Origin of the sequence: Allohoeflea poritis (genome assembly GCF_027889715.1) — a bacterium.
In the GTDB taxonomy this organism is placed as follows: domain Bacteria; phylum Pseudomonadota; class Alphaproteobacteria; order Rhizobiales; family Rhizobiaceae; genus Hoeflea_A; species Hoeflea_A poritis.
The window spans coordinates 49,559-65,343 of record NZ_JAPJZH010000002.1; the positions used below are offsets into that span (position 1 = coordinate 49,559).

Consider the following 15,785-nt stretch of genomic DNA (forward strand, 5'->3'; position numbering starts at 1 on the left):
CGGTCAATCGCGCATGACCAGCTCGTCGCGGCTCATATGGAAGGACGACAGGGTCTCCAGGAAACTCATGCCCAGAAGGCTTTCCGACAATTTGCCCGGCTCCAGCACACCGGCCCGCACATTGCGTCGGGTGATATCGCCGATGGTCAGTTCCGGCAGCGTCACGGGCGCCGCCATGCCCCGCCCGTTCGCGGTGGCGACCGGCTGAACGAACCGCAGGCTGTCCATATCCAGGCCGATGCGTTCGGCATCGCCATAGGACAGCGCAACCGTGCTGGCGCCGGTATCGACCATCATGCTTATGCGCTCATTGTTGATGTCGGCGCGAACCTGGAAATGACCGCCGCGCCCCTTTGTCAGGATCACCTCAGCCCTGCCGTCGGATGACATCCTGCTGATCGGCGTTCCCGGCAGAAGACCGCCGGCGAGGCGATAACCGACCTCCTGCAGCTCGAACCGGTACACATAGACCGTGCTCAGAAGAAGTATGACGATCAGCCATATCAGCGCGTTGCGCGCCATTTCGCCGATCCGCATGCCGGACCCGACAACTGCGGCTGCCACGACGGCGCCCCAGATTCCGAGATACAGCACATTTGCAAAACTATCATTCGGCATGCCCAGCGTCTCGCCGGAATCGTGGTTGATCAGCAAGAGCAGCAACCCGAACCCGATGACACTGAATATGATCCACAATGGACGGCCCAATGTTCAGCTCCCGGCGCGTTCCCGCGCCATTTTCTGACGGCGTGTCTCGCGGCGAGGCTTGCGCTCGATGGTCTCGAGCCTTGCCGGCAGCAAATCCATGACTTCGCGCCGTTTTCCCGGCGTGAAGTCCAGCCAGCCGGCGATCTCATCGCCCGTACGGCCGCATCCGAAACAATAGCCGGTTTTCATGTCGATCGAACAAACCAGAATGCAGGGAGATTCCACGTCGCTCATCTTTCGCTATGCCGAGACCGTTGATTTCCCTGCATATTGGGGCGTCAGACCCAAAGGGCAAGTCCCAAAAGCGACACGATCTCGCAAATCTGCTGGGTCGCACCAATCGTATCGCCGGTATGCCCGTGGATCCTTCTGCTCGTCATACGCACAAATCCTGAACAGAGTATGGCGGCCAGCAACAAAGCCGTGATCGCCCCGCCGATTCCGGCTGCCGGCAGGCTGAGAAGCCCGCCGAGAAGTGCACCGGCAACCATGGCGAAACCCGCTGCTTCGCTGTCCGGCTGCCCGGCCGAGGCAGCGACGCCATCCGGCTTTGCGGCCGGCAGCACATGCCAGTGCCAGACCATTGCCGTGCGGCTGACAACAGCAACGGCAATCAGCGCCAGCGCCGCGGGCAATGCGTGTGTTGCGGATGCAATCGCCGCGACACCGGCAACCCTCAAAAGCAGAGAAAACACGACTGCGAGGCAGCCATAAGCACCGATGGAACTGTCTTTCATGATCGCAAGCACGCGGTCCCGGTCCCGTCCCCCGCCGAAACCGTCGGCGCAGTCGGCGAGGCCATCCTCGTGCAGAGCGCCGGTCGTCAGAACCTGGACGGCCACAGCCAGGGCCGATGCAAACAGTGCGTCAAGTCCAATTGAAAGCAACAGGAACAAAAGCGCGGCAGCGGGCAAGGCCACGATCACCCCGGCCAACGGATAGGTCCGCGCCGACTGCGCGGCAGGCACCGCATCCTCGGGGAAAAAACGATCCGGGGCCGGCAACCGGCTCAGAAAGGACACGGCACGCGCGGTTTCGGCAACGATCTTTTCCATGGTGTTCCCCATGCGGCACAACTGGGCGATACGGCAATGGCCTCAGGACCTATTTGCAATTATCACCAATTAGCCTATTGCGGGAGCGCATTGAAAAAACAAGGACTATTTTGATGTCGACCAGCGGCCTTCCATTTGACGATATTCGCGATCTGCTTTCCAGCATGCCCGGCCCGGACGAAGCCATCGTAGCCGCCGTTCGTGAAAGGGACCGGTCCCTGACCAAGCCGCCTGGGGCGCTTGGCCGTCTGGAGGAAATCGCCGAATGGCTCGCCGCATGGACAGGCCGGCCGCCAGCTGTCACCCGTCCGCTGGTAGCTGTTTTTGCCGGCAATCACGGCGTCACGCGCCAGGGGGTTTCCCCCTTCCCGTCCGATGTGACGGCCCAGATGGTTGCCAATTTCGCCGCCGGCGGCGCCGCCATAAACCAGATCTGTATCGCCCATGACCTCGGCCTGAAGGTGTTTGACCTGGCGCTGGAACTGCCGACGGGCGACATTACCGAGGAGCCGGCGCTCGACGAGCGTTCCTGCGCCGCGACCATGGCCTTCGGCATGGAATCGATTGCCGGCGGCACGGACCTCTTGTGCATCGGCGAAATGGGCATCGGAAACACGACGATTGCCGCCGCCATCTGCTACGGGCTCTACGGCGGCAGCGCGCAGGAATGGACCGGGCCCGGCACCGGGGCTCAGGGCGAAGGCCTCGCGCGCAAGATCGACGCGGTCGAGCGTGCCGTCGCGCTCCACAAGCCCCATCTCGGCGATCCGCTGGAACTGCTGCGGCGCCTTGGCGGGCGGGAAATCGCCGCCATGGCCGGCGCTATTCTGGCCGCGCGCATGGAGCGCATTCCCGTGATCATCGACGGCTATGTGGCAACAGCCGCCGCCGCCGTGCTGCATGCGGCCGATGACAAGGCACTTGATCATTGCGTGATCGGGCACGTATCGGCGGAGCCGGGTCACATAAAGCTGGTCGAAAAACTAGGCAAAGAGCCGTTGCTGTCGCTCGGAATGCGTCTCGGCGAAGGAACCGGTGCGGCGCTCGCCGCTGGCATCGTCAAGGCGGCGGCCCAGTGCCATAGCGGCATGGCGACCTTCGAGCAGGCCGGCGTCAGCGACAAGGATTAACGTTGATCTATTTGCAGTAGCGGGAACCGTTTCGGCGCTTAGCCGTGTCAAAGTGGAAATGCGTGTCGTGATACGGGTCGCTGCCGGGCCCCAGCACCGTCGTGAAGAATGTGCAGCCCGCATCTCTCAGTGCTTTGAGGAACGTCGCCTCGGCACTTTTCTTCGCCGGCCGCGATGCGACATCGACAACGCGTCCGTCGGACATGTGAAAGCGGCCGAGATCGATCGCGTTTCCCTTGGCGTGTTCTGAAAGCTTCGTCCCTTTCAGCGAATTGCGCGTACGGCAGTGATAGGACGCATACTGATCGATTGTCTTCAGGCTGGCATTGAACCTTTTTTTCGCTTCCGGTGCCGCGACCTTTGTCGTCCACAAGGCCAGCGCCTCTCCTGTCCGGCAGTTCAGGACCGTGCGTCCGGACAGTCTGACATCGCCCGGCAGCCGCGAAATCTCGACGGGGTATCGTATGCCGCAACCGCTCTTGCCTGTTATGCGCTTGACCGGCGAGAAGCGCACACCAAGACCCTCCAGGCGCTTGCGGCAGGCAATCTCATCCTTGGGAAGGCCGGAACGTTTTGCCGGTTTCGAAGCCTCGGTTCCGGTGGCCCCGGCAGCCGGACGGGTTTTCGGAACGGGCACGGATGACTGTTCACCGAAAGCCGGTCCGGCGAGCACGACGAGAACAACAAACAAAAATGCACGCAGCACGGGCCGGGTCAATTTCATGCCGATCCGATAGCACGGCTGTCGCGCAAGGAAAATGCCTCTTGCCGCCATGGGCAGGAACCGCTGGAGCGTAATCGGTCGCTATGCCGCTTCCACATGCGTATTGACCCACCGGTCGAGCGGGCTGAGCGCCTTGAGGATCTCCGTCAGGTAATCGACCGCATCCGGGCCGAACAGCCGCGCATCATAGGCGGGATCGTCATGAGTGCGCGCGACGATCCCCTTGCGGCGCAGATAATCGGCCGCAGGGCTGTCGCTGTCGAAACCGCGCGGCACGCGCCGCAGCTCGGGTTCGCCCGGCGTACATCCCACTTTCGCGGCCGCTGCCAGGGCAGCGTCAAGCTCGGACCGCGCACTGTCCTCCTGAACGGCGGTGCGGTAACGCTCCAGCCCGTCGCCGGAAAACGTCCAGTGCCCGGAACCGTATCCGAAGTGATTGGCCGAGAACACCAGATGGATGCCCGCCGAACGGTTCGGATGGTCGCCGGTCCACAACACGATGTGAATATGCGTGTGGTACGGCGTCTTGTCCTTGGAGAACCGCGTATCGCGGTGAACGCGCCGGAGCGACTTGTTCAGCTTCGGAACCGCGAAATGCGGAGGATCGAGGGTGGCGGCAATCGGAGACAGGGCCTCGATGAGTTGCAACGCCGGCTCAACGAAATAATCATCGTAATCCTTGCGGTGCGCCTCGAACCATTCGCGGTTATTATTAGCCTTCAGCGCTTTCAGATAGTCGACCGTTTGTCTGGGCAATCCCTGGAACATCAGAAACCTCTCCTATTTCGGCGGCAGACCGCCGACAAATTGCGCGGTGAAATCCAGCCACTGCTTGAGCCCGGCGTCAATGGCCGCGTCGGGTTCGACCCAGATCAGACCGCCCATCCTGCGGCCGGTAAAATCCATCGGCATGGCGCCGGGCCTGGTCAGAGCCTCGCTCTCCAGATCCTTGCCGACCCGAAACATGAACCGGTCCTTGTTGACGCCGGCGAACATGTTTCCGTTAAGCAGAAAACAGATGCCGCCGAACATTTTTTTCTCGGATATGCCGGCGCGTCCCTGAAGGGCTTCGCGCATCAATTCGCTCAGATGCGGGTCGGCTGCCATGTCATCCTCCGTGGTGTTTCGTCACACGGCGCTCAGGCCATCAGCCCTGTCCCGCGCCCGATCAGATAAATGCCGAAAACGGTCATCAGCAGAAATGTCAGCCCGGCACCCAACAGCCGCGCCGGCTTGCCGGCAAATCCAAGCATATAGGCCGCGTGCGATATCCGGGCTATGACAAGCACCCAGCCGCAGGTCCACAGAAACCAGGGGGCCGCGCCGACATATTCGCTGGCGCCCATGGCGATCAGCAGGATCGGCACATATTCGATGAAATTGCCCTGCGCTCTTATGGCCTTGAGCATGGCAAGGTTGCCGCCGTCGCCATAGTCAACATCGAACTTTGCCCGATGGGCGCTGGTCGTCGCAGACAGGGCCGTGTGCATCAGCAGAAAAATGCCCGTAAAAACCATCGTGATCGTGATCATGCCAAATCTCCTTCACCGAGGCGGAAGGGGAACGGCGCGGCAGCGCCGCGCCGGTTCCCTCAGCCCTGCATGCTCTCATAGGTGATCAGCGAGATGGATGCGCCATAGGGGTCGCGGATCTTCGCCATCCGGCCCACACCCGGAAAGTCGGCCGGTTCATCAATGCCTTCAGCGCCATTGTCGAGCGCCGATTTGAAACGCGCATCCACGTCATCGACGGTGATGTATATGGTCCACTCGCCCGCCGGAGCCGGCACCGGCATGAAGCCGCCGATCGGGTTCTCCCCGACAACGATTCCGGCATAGGACGAACCGTCCTGCATCGGCATGTCGCTGACCGTCCAGCCGAGGACGGATTCATAGAACTTGCGGGCGCCGGCCGGATCGCCGCCGCTGTGCTGTATCCAGCTTGCCGCACCATGGGTCTGCATTGGATTTGTCATCATTTCCTCCTTGGGAAAGCGGTTGCAATGACCCAAGGACGAACGCGGTCGCCGTGATTCTACATCGGCTACAAATTTTTTTGAGACCCCTCACATAGCCGGATCTTGCCCTTGATATGCGCGGCCTCCTGCTCGGTCGGTCCAAGCTGCAATGCCCGCTCATAGGCGGCCAGGGCCAATTCCGGCTCACCCGCATCGTGGAGCAGCGACGCGCGTGCCGTATGGAAATAGAGATAGCCGGAAAGCGCTTCCGAAAGCTGCTCGAGATAATGAAGACCGGCCACCGCGCCGTTGATCTTGGAAAGAGCCACGGCCCGGTTGAGCGAAACGACCGGGGTCGGTTGAACCTGTTCAAGGGCGGCATAGAGGCGCTCGATTTCACGCCAGTCTGTCTGTTCCGGCTTTGGCGCGGCACAGTGGACCGCCGCAATCGCCGCCTGAATCTGATACGGGCCCGGGCGCCCGCGTCTCAGTGCCTTTTCGATCAGCACCTTCCCTTCTGCCACTTCCTGCCGGTTCCACAGGCTTTGGTCCTGTTCCTCGAGCGGGGTGAGTTGTCCTTCGGGATCCAGGCGCGCGGCCCGGCGGGAATGCTGAAACAGACAAAGCGCAAGCAGGCCCATGACCTCGGCCTGCGACGGGAACAATGCCAGCAGCAATCTTGCGAGCCGGATGGCCTCGTCGCACAATTCGATGCGGATATGCTCCTCGCCGCCGCTTGCCGAATAGCCCTCGTTGAAGAGCAGATAGGTCATGGTGCAGACTGCGTCGAGCCGGGCCGACCGCTCCTGCAGGCTTGGCGTATCAAGACGCTCCGCGACGGAGGCCGCCTTCTTCTTTGCCCGGGTGATGCGCTGCTCCATGGTCTTCGGCTTGACGACGAATGCCCGCGCGATCTTGTCCACGGAGAACCCGCCAACCACTTTCAGCGAAAGCGCCAGTTGATCCTGCAGCGTCAGGTCGGGATGGCAGCACATGAACATGAGCCGCAAAACATCGTCACGCAGTTCCGACATGTCGATCTGGTCCGCGAGCGCCATTTCGGCATCCTCGCCGTCGGCAGGACCATCCGGCAGCTTGTCGCTCAGCACCACGCGCTTGTCCCGCCGCAAGCGATCAATCGTGGCATTGCGCCCGGTCAGGATCAGCCATGCTGTCGGATCGGACGGCACACCCTTCGCCGGCCAGCGCTCAATCGCCCGCATGCAGGCTTCCTGAAAGGCTTCTTCCGCAACGTCCAGATCCGAGAACTGTCGTGTCAGGGCCGCCAGGGCCCGCGGACGCGCTACGGCAAAATGCGCCGCCAACGCGCTGGTTGCCGGCATCGGCTTAATGTGACTCTTCCTCTTCGGCGATTGTACCGCCGCCCCAGCCTACCGGACGCACTTCATAGGCGGCGACACCCTGCGGCAGTTTCTTCGCCTGCTCGATCGCATCATCCATGCTTGCGCATTCGAGAATATAGAGGCCGAGCAGTTGTTCCTTCGTTTCCGCGAAAGGGCCGTCCAGCACCAGGACGCTGTCCCCGCGTTTCCTGACCGTCATCGCGGCCGATGTCTCCATCAGCTTGGCGACAGCACCCAGTGTGCCCTTCTCGCCATGCTCGGCCTGGAGCTGCCTGTGATGGTCCATGGCCGCATCCTGTTCGTCCGGCGGCAGACGTTCGAAAAATCCCTCATTGGCGTAGATCAGAATTGCGTATTGCATGACTTACTCCCGGTTCATCTGTCCTATCCAGAACGAACGCATCTGCACAAATCCGACATCACCCTCAGATTGAACGCGCTATCGGCCAAAAAGCAACCCAGGGAAACACGGCAGATGACATTCCGATCACGCCTTGCTGCCGATTGATAGCAAAGCCGTGAGGGATACTGTCCACGCAAACGCGTTGCCATAGGTAACGTTCCAGACCGCAGGAACGTGACTGCGGCAATACTTCGAGAGCGAGACAAATACGGGAGGATTACCCATGAAACGTATAGTATTGGCACTATGTATTGCGTCAGTCAGTTTTCCGGCCCTGGCCATCAACCGCTATGACGTGCAGACCATGAGCTGCGCGGCGGTTCAGCAGGCAGTCGATCGCGATGGTGCGGCGATCCTTCGATGGCAGTCGAAGCGCAATCCCTCACTTCCCATCTACGACCGCTACGTGCGCAACACCTTGTTCTGCGACAAGGGCAAAGTCCCGAAGCGGGCCTATGTGCCGACGAGGGACACATCCCAGTGCCAGGTCAAGAGATGTGTCGATGGGACCTTCGATCGGTCGTTCGGCGATTGATGAAAACGACGGTACGGCGGAAAATCCTGAGCATCATGCCTTGAATACGCCCCATTCATTCATGGCAATCGGACTCCGCCGTACTTACATACAACTGGCTATTACCGGGCGCGCGGTGATCACAGGGAGAAAACACGATATGAAAAGCGTTCTATTGGCCCTTTGCATCGTTTCGGTCAGCTTTCCCGCGCTGGCAATCAACCGATACAATGTACAGTCGATGAGTTGCGCGGCGGTGCAACAGGCCGTCAAACGGGACGGTGCGGCCATCCTGCGCTGGCAGTCGGCACGAAAGCCGACTCTGCCGATCTACGACCGTTACGTTCGCAACGGTCTATATTGCGATCCGAACGAATATGCCAAACGCGCCTATGTTCCTTCACAGAACCGGGCGAACTGCATGGTCTACAAATGCGCCGACATCAGCGACAACCTTCTGTTTGACGACTGAGGAATGTGATCCGGTCAAACGGAATGAATCGGGCCCGGCGGCTACGTCGGGCCTTTGACGAGCGGCCCGCCGCCTCAGTATGGGTCGCACGCCGAATTTGATTGTGGGAGGATGCCATGAAGAGACTGATCCTGCCTCTGGCGGCTTTGATGGCCGCAACGCCGGCAGGCGCCGTTCAGACCTACGACATTGGCAATATGAGTTGCAGCCAGGTCCAGGCCATTGTGCAGCGGGACGGCGTCGCGCAATTGCGCTACAACTCGAAAAGCAACCCCTCGGTCCCGATCTACAACAGATACGTGGCCGGAAGCACCCATTGCGGCTCCCGCTCGATCGCAAACCTGGCGACCGTACCCACACGCGACAATCCCTCCTGCCGGGTCAAGATCTGTAAACGTTTCGGCGATCGATAGAACAGGTCCGGCCGCCCTTGCGGTTGCAAACAACGGCAAAGCCGGTATCAGTCCTCCGGAACACATGGAATCGGAGGGGCCAATGACATCACCGGACACCGCGACACCGACGGGCGACCTCACTTTGCGTACTTTGGCCATGCCCGGCGATGCGAATGCGGCGGGCGATATTTTCGGCGGCTGGGTGATGGCGCAGATGGATCTTGCCTGCGGCATCCGTGCCGCCGAACACGCAGGCGGCCGTGTTGTCACCGCCGCCGTGAACGAGATGGTATTTGAAAAACCCATGCATGTGGGCGACACGCTGTGCGTCTATACCCACATCGAGAAGATCGGCCGCACCTCCATGACGCTGGTGGTCGAAGCCTGGGCACAGCGTTACTTGCGCCCGCTCCGCGAGAAAGTCATCGTCGGCCGGTTCGTCATGGTCGCCCTCGACAAAGACGGCAAACCGACGCCGATACGCGATATTCAATGAGCGCCGGTAGCAGGAATTGAACCATGTTCATACAAGTCGTCACGATCCTGCTGCCGATATTTGCCATCATGGGGCTCGGATACATATCGGGCAGGCTCGGTATCCTCGGCGACAACAGCGCGCCGGTCCTGAACCGTTTCGTGACGCATTTTTCGCTACCACTCCTGCTGTTCGGCGCTTTGGCCAGTTCACCGCTCGACAAGACCTTCAACCTGGCGTTCGTCGTGTCGTTGGCCACGGCCGCTGTCGTCTGTTTTGTGCTGCCCATTTTGCTCTCGCGGCAGAACCTGAACTTCCAGCAAAGGACGATGCACGGTCTCGGCGCATCCTTTTCCAATGCCAGCTTTGTCGGGATCCCGCTGCTCACGCCCATTGTCGGCACGCTGGCGCTCCCGGCGGTTGGTGTTGCGAATATCATCTTGTTGACGATACTGGCGATCACGGTCCTGGTCCTTGAACTTGCGCGCAGCGGCAATGGCCATCTTCTTGCGGCATTTCAAACGGCGCTTGTGCACACGTTCAAGAACCCCATCATCTTTGCCATGATATGCGGCGTCGCCTATTCGCTGAGCGGATTGCCGCTTCCCGGCTGGCTCCACCGGACCACGCATATCGTCGGTGTGGCGACGCCGGCCGTGGCGCTCTTCGCCATGGGCGAGGCTCTCGTCAAGTCGCGTCTGGCGGGCCTTGGCAAGGTCGGTTTTCTTGCCCTGATCAAACTTGTCGCAATGCCGCTCATCACTATGGGCATTCTGTTGCTGTTCCCGGATGTCGAGCCTGAATGGGCGGTGTCGGCGGTTCTGACAGCAGCGCTTTCAACAGCGATTCTCGATTACATCGTGGCCACCGAGTACCGCGAGAATGCCCGGGAAGCGTCAGACCTCGTCTTGTTGACGACGCTCCTCTCGGCGGTAACGCTGCCGGTCTTCATCATCCTGAGCTTGCGGATCTGGCCGGTCGCATGAAGCGGCCGAACGGCCGGATGTCGAGCCATCCTGCATAACCGCGTGATCCTCGCGGCGTGGGACTGCGGAAGAAAACGGCCAGGATTGCGAGGCCAAAAGTACAGAAGGCCATATATTGCGCGATTTCGAATATGGTCTGCAACTGTGACTGCGTCGTCAGAAGTTCCGCGACATAGGCCATCTTGGTATCATAGCTGACATCGCCCAGATCGTTGAGATACTGCTGCAGCGCGGGGTTCCCGGGGCTGATCTCACCGACATGCCGAGTCCAGTTGGCGAGCTGTCCGTTGTAATAAAGGGTCCCGACTGCGGTTGTTCCGAAGGAAAAGCCAAGGGTCTTGGTCAGATTGAAAAGACCGGCGCCTTCATCGCGTTTCTCGGGAGAAAGGTTTGCGAAGGCACGCGCGGCAAGAACGGGGAAGACCAGCATCATCCCGAACACGATCATCACGCCGGGCGGAACAGCCTCCCATTTGCCGATATTCTCATCCAGCCGGCTGAACCAGTACCATCCCGATCCCATGATGAGGCACGCAAGGATGTAACTTTGCCTGAATGACAGGAACGCCTGCAAGCGGCCGGCAACGAAACTGCCAGTGACCCCACCGGCGCCGTAACAGCCGATCACCACGCCTGCCGTCGATGCCTGCCACCCGAGACCGTCGACAAACAGTTGCGGCGCAAGGATCATCAGAGCCAGGAACGTGCTGCCCATGGCCGTAACCACCAGGCAACACAGTGTGAAATTGAGATCGGCGAACAGCCCGATATCGATGATATGCCGCTGGCCCAGATAAACACCCCGCCCGATGATGACCAATCCCGCAACGAAGGAAATCAGAAACAGGTACACGATCGTTTGCGAACTGAACCAGTCGAGCTTGTCGCCCTGGTTGAGACCGATCTGCAGGGTCGAGAGCATTGCGACCAGAAATCCGAGGCCCAGCCAGTCGGTGCGCATCGGTATGTGCGGCGTGCGCCGCACAAAAGACAGGATGAGGATCACCGCAACGGCGCCGACCGGAACATTGACCCAGAAGTTCCACCGCCAATCAAGGTCCTGGGCCAGATAGCCGCCGAGCATGGGTCCGAGAGCCGGTCCACCCATGACACCGACGACCCAGAACGCCAGGATCTTGGCACGCTCTTCTTCCTCGACGGCGTCGATCAGCATGGCCTGTGACAGCGGGATAAGCGGTCCGGAAAAGAGCCCCTGGATGAAGCGGAAGGCGACGATCATGTCCAGATCCTGCGCAAGACCGCAGGCAACGGACGATACGACGAACCCGACAACCGCCGTCAGGATCAGCACCTTGCGCCCCAGCATGCGCGACAGGTGGCCGGTAATTCCGATGATGATGGCTTGCCCCACCGCGAACATGGTGACCACCCAGGTAACCTCATCAGTGGTGGCGTTCAGATTACCGGCCATATAGGGCAACGCGACCGTCACGATCGTCAGGTCGATGGACGCCATCAGGGAGATGAACAGCGTCGTCACGATGATCATGTTGCGGTGGAAGCCGGGCGGCAGCGGCTTGACCTGATGGGCAGGTTCCTGGGGCATCGGCGCTCCCTGCGGCCCTATTGAGACTGAGCCGGGGGCGGATCGTCGGTATTGACCTCGACCGCGGCGCTGGCGCCGATCCGATACGGGAACTCATCCTCCATTGCCGACAGGGAAATGCGGATCGGTATGCGCTGGGTGACCTTGACCCAATTGCCTGTCGTGTTCTGCGCCGGCAGAAGCGAGAAGGACGCGGACGAACTGAAGCCGATGCTCTCGACGACACCGTCAAAGGTCTTGTCGTCATACATGTCCAGCGTCACGGTCACCAGCTGTCCGGGCCTGATCCGGTCGACATTCGTCTCCTTGAAATTGGCATCGATCCACCACGTGCTGGTTTCGATGAACGGAAACAATTGATCGCCGGTGCTGACGACGTCGCCCTTGCGCAGTGCAAGATTGGTGACGTAACCGTCGGCCGGTGCGGCAATGGTCGACCACTGCTTGTTGAGCTTCGCCTGCGTCACCGCCGCCTCAGCCTGCTGGATCTGGGCCGTGATCGATTCCGGCGTTCCGTATTCCTTCTCGGCCACCGTCAGGTCGGCGAGCAGCGTGTCCAGCTTCGATTTGGCTTCGGCAAGGCTGTTTTCCACCTCAACGCCCTTCAGGACCGGCTCGACGCCGTCCCGGACCAGCGGTTTCGTCGCTTTTGACAATTGCTCTGCCGTTGAAACGAAAGCCCTTTGCTCGCTCACCTGTGCCTTCGCCGCGTCCACCCGCGCCTTTCCGGCCTCGATATCCTGGTGAACCAGCACAAGCGCCGCCTCGGCGGCACTGAGCTCCGCATCGTAGAGGCTCGAATCGATCGCGAACAGCTTGTCGCCTTCTTTCACGAACTGGTTGTCCTCGACGAACACCTCGGCAATCTCCCCGTCCACGCGCGGCGAGATCCACACATAGTTGGCGTTCACATAGGCATTGTCAGTGGCCGGATGATCCCGTTCGAAATTCCAGTAGATGTAGATTCCGAACAGCAGCAGGCCGCCCACGGCAAGCGCGCCGACAACGATAAGCCCCTCACGCAATCTGCTCGGGGATTTGTTCTCTTCGCCAGTCTCCGCCTTCTGACCCGGCTCCGCATTCATGAGCTGTACCCCCTAAAGCACGTGGCGGCCCTGCCCTTGGCCGCCCTGATTCCCGGTTGCGACAGAATTCCACATTATGGGCGCGCCGCATAATTGCAAATTGCGACGCCACAGTCCTGATTTTTCGCAACTGCCGGCTCTCCTGACAGAACACTGTCAGGATGGGCGTTATTCCGTGCGCGCAACCCTTTCCATTTTTGCTTTCACTCGCCATATTCGCTGCATGGCATCGGATGGAAGAAAGAAACCGGCACGCGGCTTCGAAGAAAAGCCGCAGGAGCCGCTAGAGGGCGTTCCCCTTTCGGGCAGTGTCGGCGAATGGGCCCGTGAAATAGCGGAGGAAGCCAGGAAGCCGCCGCAAAGGCAGAAGCGTGCCGGAAAGGCAACCGCCGGACGCACGGCCCGCGGTACGTCGATCGGCGGCAGCACGGATCCCAAGACAAGAGCCGCCGCCGGCCTTAACCCGGTGGCCGGTCTCGACATGTCGCTTGAAGAAGCCCAGAAGCTGAAACCCGGCTCGAAACCGCGAAAAGCGGGTGCATCGGAAGGATCGCCGGGCGTAACGGCAACGGTCGAGGCACTCAGCAAGCTGATCGAATCGGGCGATCCGCATTTCAGGGACGGCAAGGCCTGGGTGCCGCACCGGCCTGCGCGGCCAGAGAAGTCCGAGGGCGGCATCTCCATCCACATGAAGACCGATTTCGAACCGAGCGGGGACCAGCCGACGGCCATCGGCGACCTGGTGTCAGGGCTGACGGATGACGACCGCACACAGGTCCTGCTCGGCGTCACCGGCTCCGGCAAGACCTTCACCATGGCCAAGGTCATCGAGGAGACGCAGCGCCCCGCGCTGATCCTGGCGCCGAACAAGACCCTCGCGGCGCAGCTCTACGGCGAATTCAAGAATTTCTTTCCGGGCAACGCCGTCGAATATTTCGTCTCCTACTACGACTACTACCAGCCGGAAGCCTATGTGCCGCGCTCGGACACCTATATCGAGAAGGAATCCTCGATCAACGAACAGATCGACCGTATGCGCCACTCGGCGACGCGCGCCCTGATGGAGCGCGACGATGCGATCATCGTCGCGTCCGTCTCCTGCATCTACGGTATCGGTTCGGTCGAGACCTATACGGCCATGACCTTCCAGATGCAGATCGGCGACCGCATCGACCAGCGCCAGCTGCTCGCCGACCTCGTTGCGCAGCAATATCGGCGCTCCGACATGAATTTCGTGCGCGGCACGTTTCGCGTGCGTGGCGACACGATCGAAATCTTCCCGGCGCACCTTGAAGACCGCGCCTGGCGCGTGTCGCTGTTCGGCGACGAGATCGACGCCATCACCGAATTCGATCCGCTGACCGGGCATAAGACGGACGAGTTGAAAACCGTCAAGATCTACGCCAACTCGCACTATGTGACACCGCGCCCGACACTCAACCAGGCGATCAAGTCGATACGCCAGGAACTCGTCCAGCGTCTCGACGAACTGGAGCGCGCGGGCCGACTGCTTGAGGCGCAGCGACTCGAACAGCGCACGCGCTACGACCTGGAGATGCTGGAGGCGACCGGTTCCTGCCAGGGCATCGAGAACTACTCCCGCTATCTGACGGGTCGCGCGCCGGGCGAGCCGCCGCCGACCCTGTTCGAGTACATACCGGACAATGCGCTGATCTTCCTCGACGAGAGCCACGTCACGGTGCCTCAGATCGGCGCCATGTATCGCGGCGACTTCAGGCGCAAGGCGACGCTCGCCGAATACGGTTTCCGCCTGCCGTCCTGCATGGACAACCGTCCGCTGCGTTTCGAGGAATGGGACGCCATGCGTCCGCAGACGATTGCCGTCTCTGCAACGCCCGGCGGCTGGGAACTGGAGCAGTCCGGCGGCGTCTTTGCCGAACAGGTGATCCGTCCGACCGGCCTGATCGATCCGCCGGTCGAGGTACGCCCGGCCAAGAACCAGGTCGACGACGTGCTCGACGAGATCCGGCACACGACCCAGAAGAGCTACCGTACGCTGGTTACGGTTCTGACCAAGCGCATGGCCGAGGACCTGACCGAATATCTGCACGAACAGGGCGTGCGTGTGCGCTACATGCACTCCGATATCGACACGCTTGAGCGCATCGAGATCATCCGCGACCTGCGGCTCGGCGCCTTCGACGTGCTCGTCGGCATCAACCTGTTGCGTGAAGGCCTCGATATTCCCGAATGCGGCCTCGTCGCCATCCTCGACGCCGACAAGGAAGGCTTCCTGCGCTCCGAGACCTCGCTGGTGCAGACCATCGGCCGCGCCGCGCGCAATGTCGACGGCAAGGTGGTGCTCTACGCCGACACGGTGACCGGTTCCATGGACCGGGCGATGACCGAGACGAACCGGCGCCGCGAAAAGCAGATGGCCTGGAACGCAGAGCACGGTATCACCCCGGAAAGCGTCAAGGCGCAGATCGCCGATATCCTCGACAGCGTCTACGAACAGGACCACGTGCGCGCCGATATTTCCGGCTTCAAGGAAGACGGCGTGATGATCGGCAACAATCTCGCCGCCCATCTGGAAGACCTTGAGAAGAAGATGCGCGACGCCGCCGCCGATCTCGATTTCGAGGAAGCCGCCCGCTTGCGCGACGAGATCAAGCGCTTGCGCGATACGGAACTTGCCGTCATGGACGATCCGCTCGCCCGGCTGGAAAGCGACATGGACGCAAGCCCCAAGGCCCGGCGCGAGAAACAGAAGCAGCGTGGCCCGCTGCCGCGCAGCGAACGCGACGCGGGTTACTTCAAGAAGCCGACGCTCGACGATATGGGTCCGGGCACCGATATGGCCCGGCCGGTCGGATCGGACGACAAACCGGTCAAGCGCGGCAAGGTCGGTGCCGGTTCCTACGAGGAAGGCGGCGGCAAGCGGCGGCGCCAGATGACCCGCGGCAAGACCGGCAAACCGGGGCACTGA

At 61.1% G+C, this 15,785-nt stretch carries 19 protein-coding genes; 7 read left to right on the forward strand and 12 right to left on the reverse strand.

Features of this window, described 5'->3' with window-relative positions:
• Positions 1–3 precede the first annotated feature (3 nt).
• Genes OOZ53_RS03280 through OOZ53_RS03290 form a run of 3 tightly spaced genes read right to left on the reverse strand, consistent with a single transcriptional unit; the run spans position 4 to position 1,763 of the window.
• Entirely contained in the window at positions 4–708 is a 705-nt protein-coding gene (locus tag OOZ53_RS03280; protein ID WP_271087884.1) for a retropepsin-like aspartic protease family protein, read from the reverse strand.
• Between the two features lie 3 nt (positions 709–711).
• Positions 712–942, reverse strand: a complete 231-nt coding sequence (locus OOZ53_RS03285) for a DUF1289 domain-containing protein (RefSeq protein ID WP_271087885.1) — start codon at positions 940–942, stop codon at positions 712–714.
• A 44-nt stretch (positions 943–986) separates the two neighbouring features.
• Positions 987–1,763: an adenosylcobinamide-GDP ribazoletransferase gene (locus tag OOZ53_RS03290; RefSeq protein WP_271087886.1), complete on the reverse strand. Its 777-nt coding sequence runs from the start codon at positions 1,761–1,763 to the stop codon at positions 987–989.
• 113 nt (positions 1,764–1,876) lie between these two features.
• On the opposite strand from OOZ53_RS03290, the gene cobT reads away from it, so the two are divergent.
• Positions 1,877–2,893 carry a nicotinate-nucleotide--dimethylbenzimidazole phosphoribosyltransferase gene (cobT, locus tag OOZ53_RS03295; protein WP_271087887.1) on the forward strand — a complete coding sequence of 339 codons (1,017 nt, stop codon included), beginning with the start codon at positions 1,877–1,879 and terminating at the stop codon, positions 2,891–2,893.
• A 7-nt stretch (positions 2,894–2,900) separates the two neighbouring features.
• On the opposite strand, the gene OOZ53_RS03300 is transcribed toward cobT, so the two are convergent.
• The 7 genes from OOZ53_RS03300 to OOZ53_RS03330 all read right to left on the reverse strand — a co-directional run bounded on the left by OOZ53_RS03300 (position 2,901) and on the right by OOZ53_RS03330 (position 7,299).
• Positions 2,901–3,617 carry an extensin-like domain-containing protein gene (locus OOZ53_RS03300; RefSeq protein ID WP_271087888.1) on the reverse strand — a complete coding sequence of 239 codons (717 nt, stop codon included), beginning with the start codon at positions 3,615–3,617 and terminating at the stop codon, positions 2,901–2,903.
• An 81-nt stretch (positions 3,618–3,698) separates the two neighbouring features.
• Positions 3,699–4,385, reverse strand: a complete 687-nt coding sequence (locus OOZ53_RS03305; RefSeq protein WP_271087889.1) for a DUF2461 domain-containing protein — start codon at positions 4,383–4,385, stop codon at positions 3,699–3,701.
• Between the two features lie 12 nt (positions 4,386–4,397).
• A complete protein-coding gene (locus OOZ53_RS03310) occupies positions 4,398–4,724 on the reverse strand; it encodes a TfoX/Sxy family protein (protein WP_271087890.1) in 327 nt (108 codons plus the stop codon).
• A gap of 32 nt (positions 4,725–4,756) precedes the next feature.
• Positions 4,757–5,149, reverse strand: a complete 393-nt coding sequence (locus OOZ53_RS03315; RefSeq protein WP_271087891.1) for an MAPEG family protein — start codon at positions 5,147–5,149, stop codon at positions 4,757–4,759.
• Positions 5,150–5,208: 59 nt separating this feature from the next.
• Positions 5,209–5,592, reverse strand: a complete 384-nt coding sequence (locus OOZ53_RS03320) for a VOC family protein (RefSeq protein WP_271087892.1) — start codon at positions 5,590–5,592, stop codon at positions 5,209–5,211.
• 68 nt (positions 5,593–5,660) lie between these two features.
• Positions 5,661–6,917 (reverse strand): RNA polymerase sigma factor, encoded by a 1,257-nt coding sequence (locus OOZ53_RS03325; RefSeq protein WP_271087893.1) that lies wholly within the window; start codon positions 6,915–6,917, stop codon positions 5,661–5,663.
• A 4-nt stretch (positions 6,918–6,921) separates the two neighbouring features.
• Positions 6,922–7,299, reverse strand: coding sequence for a YciI family protein (locus OOZ53_RS03330; protein WP_271087894.1), 378 nt, complete (start codon positions 7,297–7,299; stop codon positions 6,922–6,924).
• A 265-nt stretch (positions 7,300–7,564) separates the two neighbouring features.
• Between OOZ53_RS03330 and OOZ53_RS03335 the strand changes: the two genes are divergently transcribed.
• The 5 genes from OOZ53_RS03335 to OOZ53_RS03355 all read left to right on the forward strand — a co-directional run bounded on the left by OOZ53_RS03335 (position 7,565) and on the right by OOZ53_RS03355 (position 10,183).
• Positions 7,565–7,876 carry a hypothetical protein gene (locus tag OOZ53_RS03335; protein WP_271087895.1) on the forward strand — a complete coding sequence of 104 codons (312 nt, stop codon included), beginning with the start codon at positions 7,565–7,567 and terminating at the stop codon, positions 7,874–7,876.
• On the forward strand, positions 7,845–8,327 hold the full coding sequence (locus OOZ53_RS03340; RefSeq protein ID WP_271087896.1) for a hypothetical protein: 483 nt from the start codon (positions 7,845–7,847) through the stop codon (positions 8,325–8,327). Before OOZ53_RS03335 ends, OOZ53_RS03340 begins: the two co-directional genes overlap by 32 nt.
• A gap of 116 nt (positions 8,328–8,443) precedes the next feature.
• The gene (locus OOZ53_RS03345; protein ID WP_271087897.1) at positions 8,444–8,740 is read left to right on the forward strand and encodes a hypothetical protein; all 297 of its coding nucleotides are present in this window, start codon (positions 8,444–8,446) and stop codon (positions 8,738–8,740) included.
• Between the two features lie 82 nt (positions 8,741–8,822).
• On the forward strand, positions 8,823–9,218 hold the full coding sequence (locus tag OOZ53_RS03350; RefSeq protein ID WP_271087898.1) for an acyl-CoA thioesterase: 396 nt from the start codon (positions 8,823–8,825) through the stop codon (positions 9,216–9,218).
• A gap of 23 nt (positions 9,219–9,241) precedes the next feature.
• On the forward strand, positions 9,242–10,183 hold the full coding sequence (locus tag OOZ53_RS03355) for an AEC family transporter (RefSeq protein WP_271087899.1): 942 nt from the start codon (positions 9,242–9,244) through the stop codon (positions 10,181–10,183).
• Here OOZ53_RS03355 and OOZ53_RS03360 read toward each other — a convergent pair.
• Both OOZ53_RS03360 and OOZ53_RS03365 read right to left on the reverse strand, forming a co-directional pair.
• Positions 10,149–11,750: a DHA2 family efflux MFS transporter permease subunit gene (locus tag OOZ53_RS03360; RefSeq protein WP_271087900.1), complete on the reverse strand. Its 1,602-nt coding sequence runs from the start codon at positions 11,748–11,750 to the stop codon at positions 10,149–10,151. The genes OOZ53_RS03355 and OOZ53_RS03360 overlap by 35 nt on opposite strands.
• A 17-nt stretch (positions 11,751–11,767) precedes the next feature.
• Positions 11,768–12,835: an HlyD family secretion protein gene (locus OOZ53_RS03365; RefSeq protein WP_271087901.1), complete on the reverse strand. Its 1,068-nt coding sequence runs from the start codon at positions 12,833–12,835 to the stop codon at positions 11,768–11,770.
• A gap of 223 nt (positions 12,836–13,058) precedes the next feature.
• Here OOZ53_RS03365 and uvrB point away from each other — a divergent pair, with 223 nt between their 5' ends.
• The gene (gene uvrB, locus OOZ53_RS03370; RefSeq protein ID WP_271087902.1) at positions 13,059–15,785 is read left to right on the forward strand and encodes an excinuclease ABC subunit UvrB; all 2,727 of its coding nucleotides are present in this window, start codon (positions 13,059–13,061) and stop codon (positions 15,783–15,785) included.

Coding starts and splice junctions, on each gene's coding strand:
- OOZ53_RS03290 (WP_271087886.1), bottom strand. CDS start 1,763: ATGGAAAAGATCGTTGCCGAAACCGCGCGTGCCGTGTCCTTTCTGAGC.
- OOZ53_RS03330 (WP_271087894.1), bottom strand. CDS start 7,299: ATGCAATACGCAATTCTGATCTACGCCAATGAGGGATTTTTCGAACGT.
- OOZ53_RS03285 (WP_271087885.1), bottom strand. CDS start 942: ATGAGCGACGTGGAATCTCCCTGCATTCTGGTTTGTTCGATCGACATG.
- uvrB (WP_271087902.1), top strand. CDS start 13,059: ATGGCATCGGATGGAAGAAAGAAACCGGCACGCGGCTTCGAAGAAAAG.
- OOZ53_RS03325 (WP_271087893.1), bottom strand. CDS start 6,917: ATGCCGGCAACCAGCGCGTTGGCGGCGCATTTTGCCGTAGCGCGTCCG.
- OOZ53_RS03300 (WP_271087888.1), bottom strand. CDS start 3,617: ATGAAATTGACCCGGCCCGTGCTGCGTGCATTTTTGTTTGTTGTTCTC.
- OOZ53_RS03365 (WP_271087901.1), bottom strand. CDS start 12,835: ATGAATGCGGAGCCGGGTCAGAAGGCGGAGACTGGCGAAGAGAACAAA.
- OOZ53_RS03335 (WP_271087895.1), top strand. CDS start 7,565: ATGAAACGTATAGTATTGGCACTATGTATTGCGTCAGTCAGTTTTCCG.
- OOZ53_RS03360 (WP_271087900.1), bottom strand. CDS start 11,750: ATGCCCCAGGAACCTGCCCATCAGGTCAAGCCGCTGCCGCCCGGCTTC.
- OOZ53_RS03310 (WP_271087890.1), bottom strand. CDS start 4,724: ATGGCAGCCGACCCGCATCTGAGCGAATTGATGCGCGAAGCCCTTCAG.
- OOZ53_RS03305 (WP_271087889.1), bottom strand. CDS start 4,385: ATGTTCCAGGGATTGCCCAGACAAACGGTCGACTATCTGAAAGCGCTG.
- OOZ53_RS03320 (WP_271087892.1), bottom strand. CDS start 5,592: ATGACAAATCCAATGCAGACCCATGGTGCGGCAAGCTGGATACAGCAC.
- OOZ53_RS03340 (WP_271087896.1), top strand. CDS start 7,845: ATGGGACCTTCGATCGGTCGTTCGGCGATTGATGAAAACGACGGTACG.
- OOZ53_RS03355 (WP_271087899.1), top strand. CDS start 9,242: ATGTTCATACAAGTCGTCACGATCCTGCTGCCGATATTTGCCATCATG.
- OOZ53_RS03315 (WP_271087891.1), bottom strand. CDS start 5,149: ATGATCACGATCACGATGGTTTTTACGGGCATTTTTCTGCTGATGCAC.
- OOZ53_RS03345 (WP_271087897.1), top strand. CDS start 8,444: ATGAAGAGACTGATCCTGCCTCTGGCGGCTTTGATGGCCGCAACGCCG.
- OOZ53_RS03350 (WP_271087898.1), top strand. CDS start 8,823: ATGACATCACCGGACACCGCGACACCGACGGGCGACCTCACTTTGCGT.
- cobT (WP_271087887.1), top strand. CDS start 1,877: ATGTCGACCAGCGGCCTTCCATTTGACGATATTCGCGATCTGCTTTCC.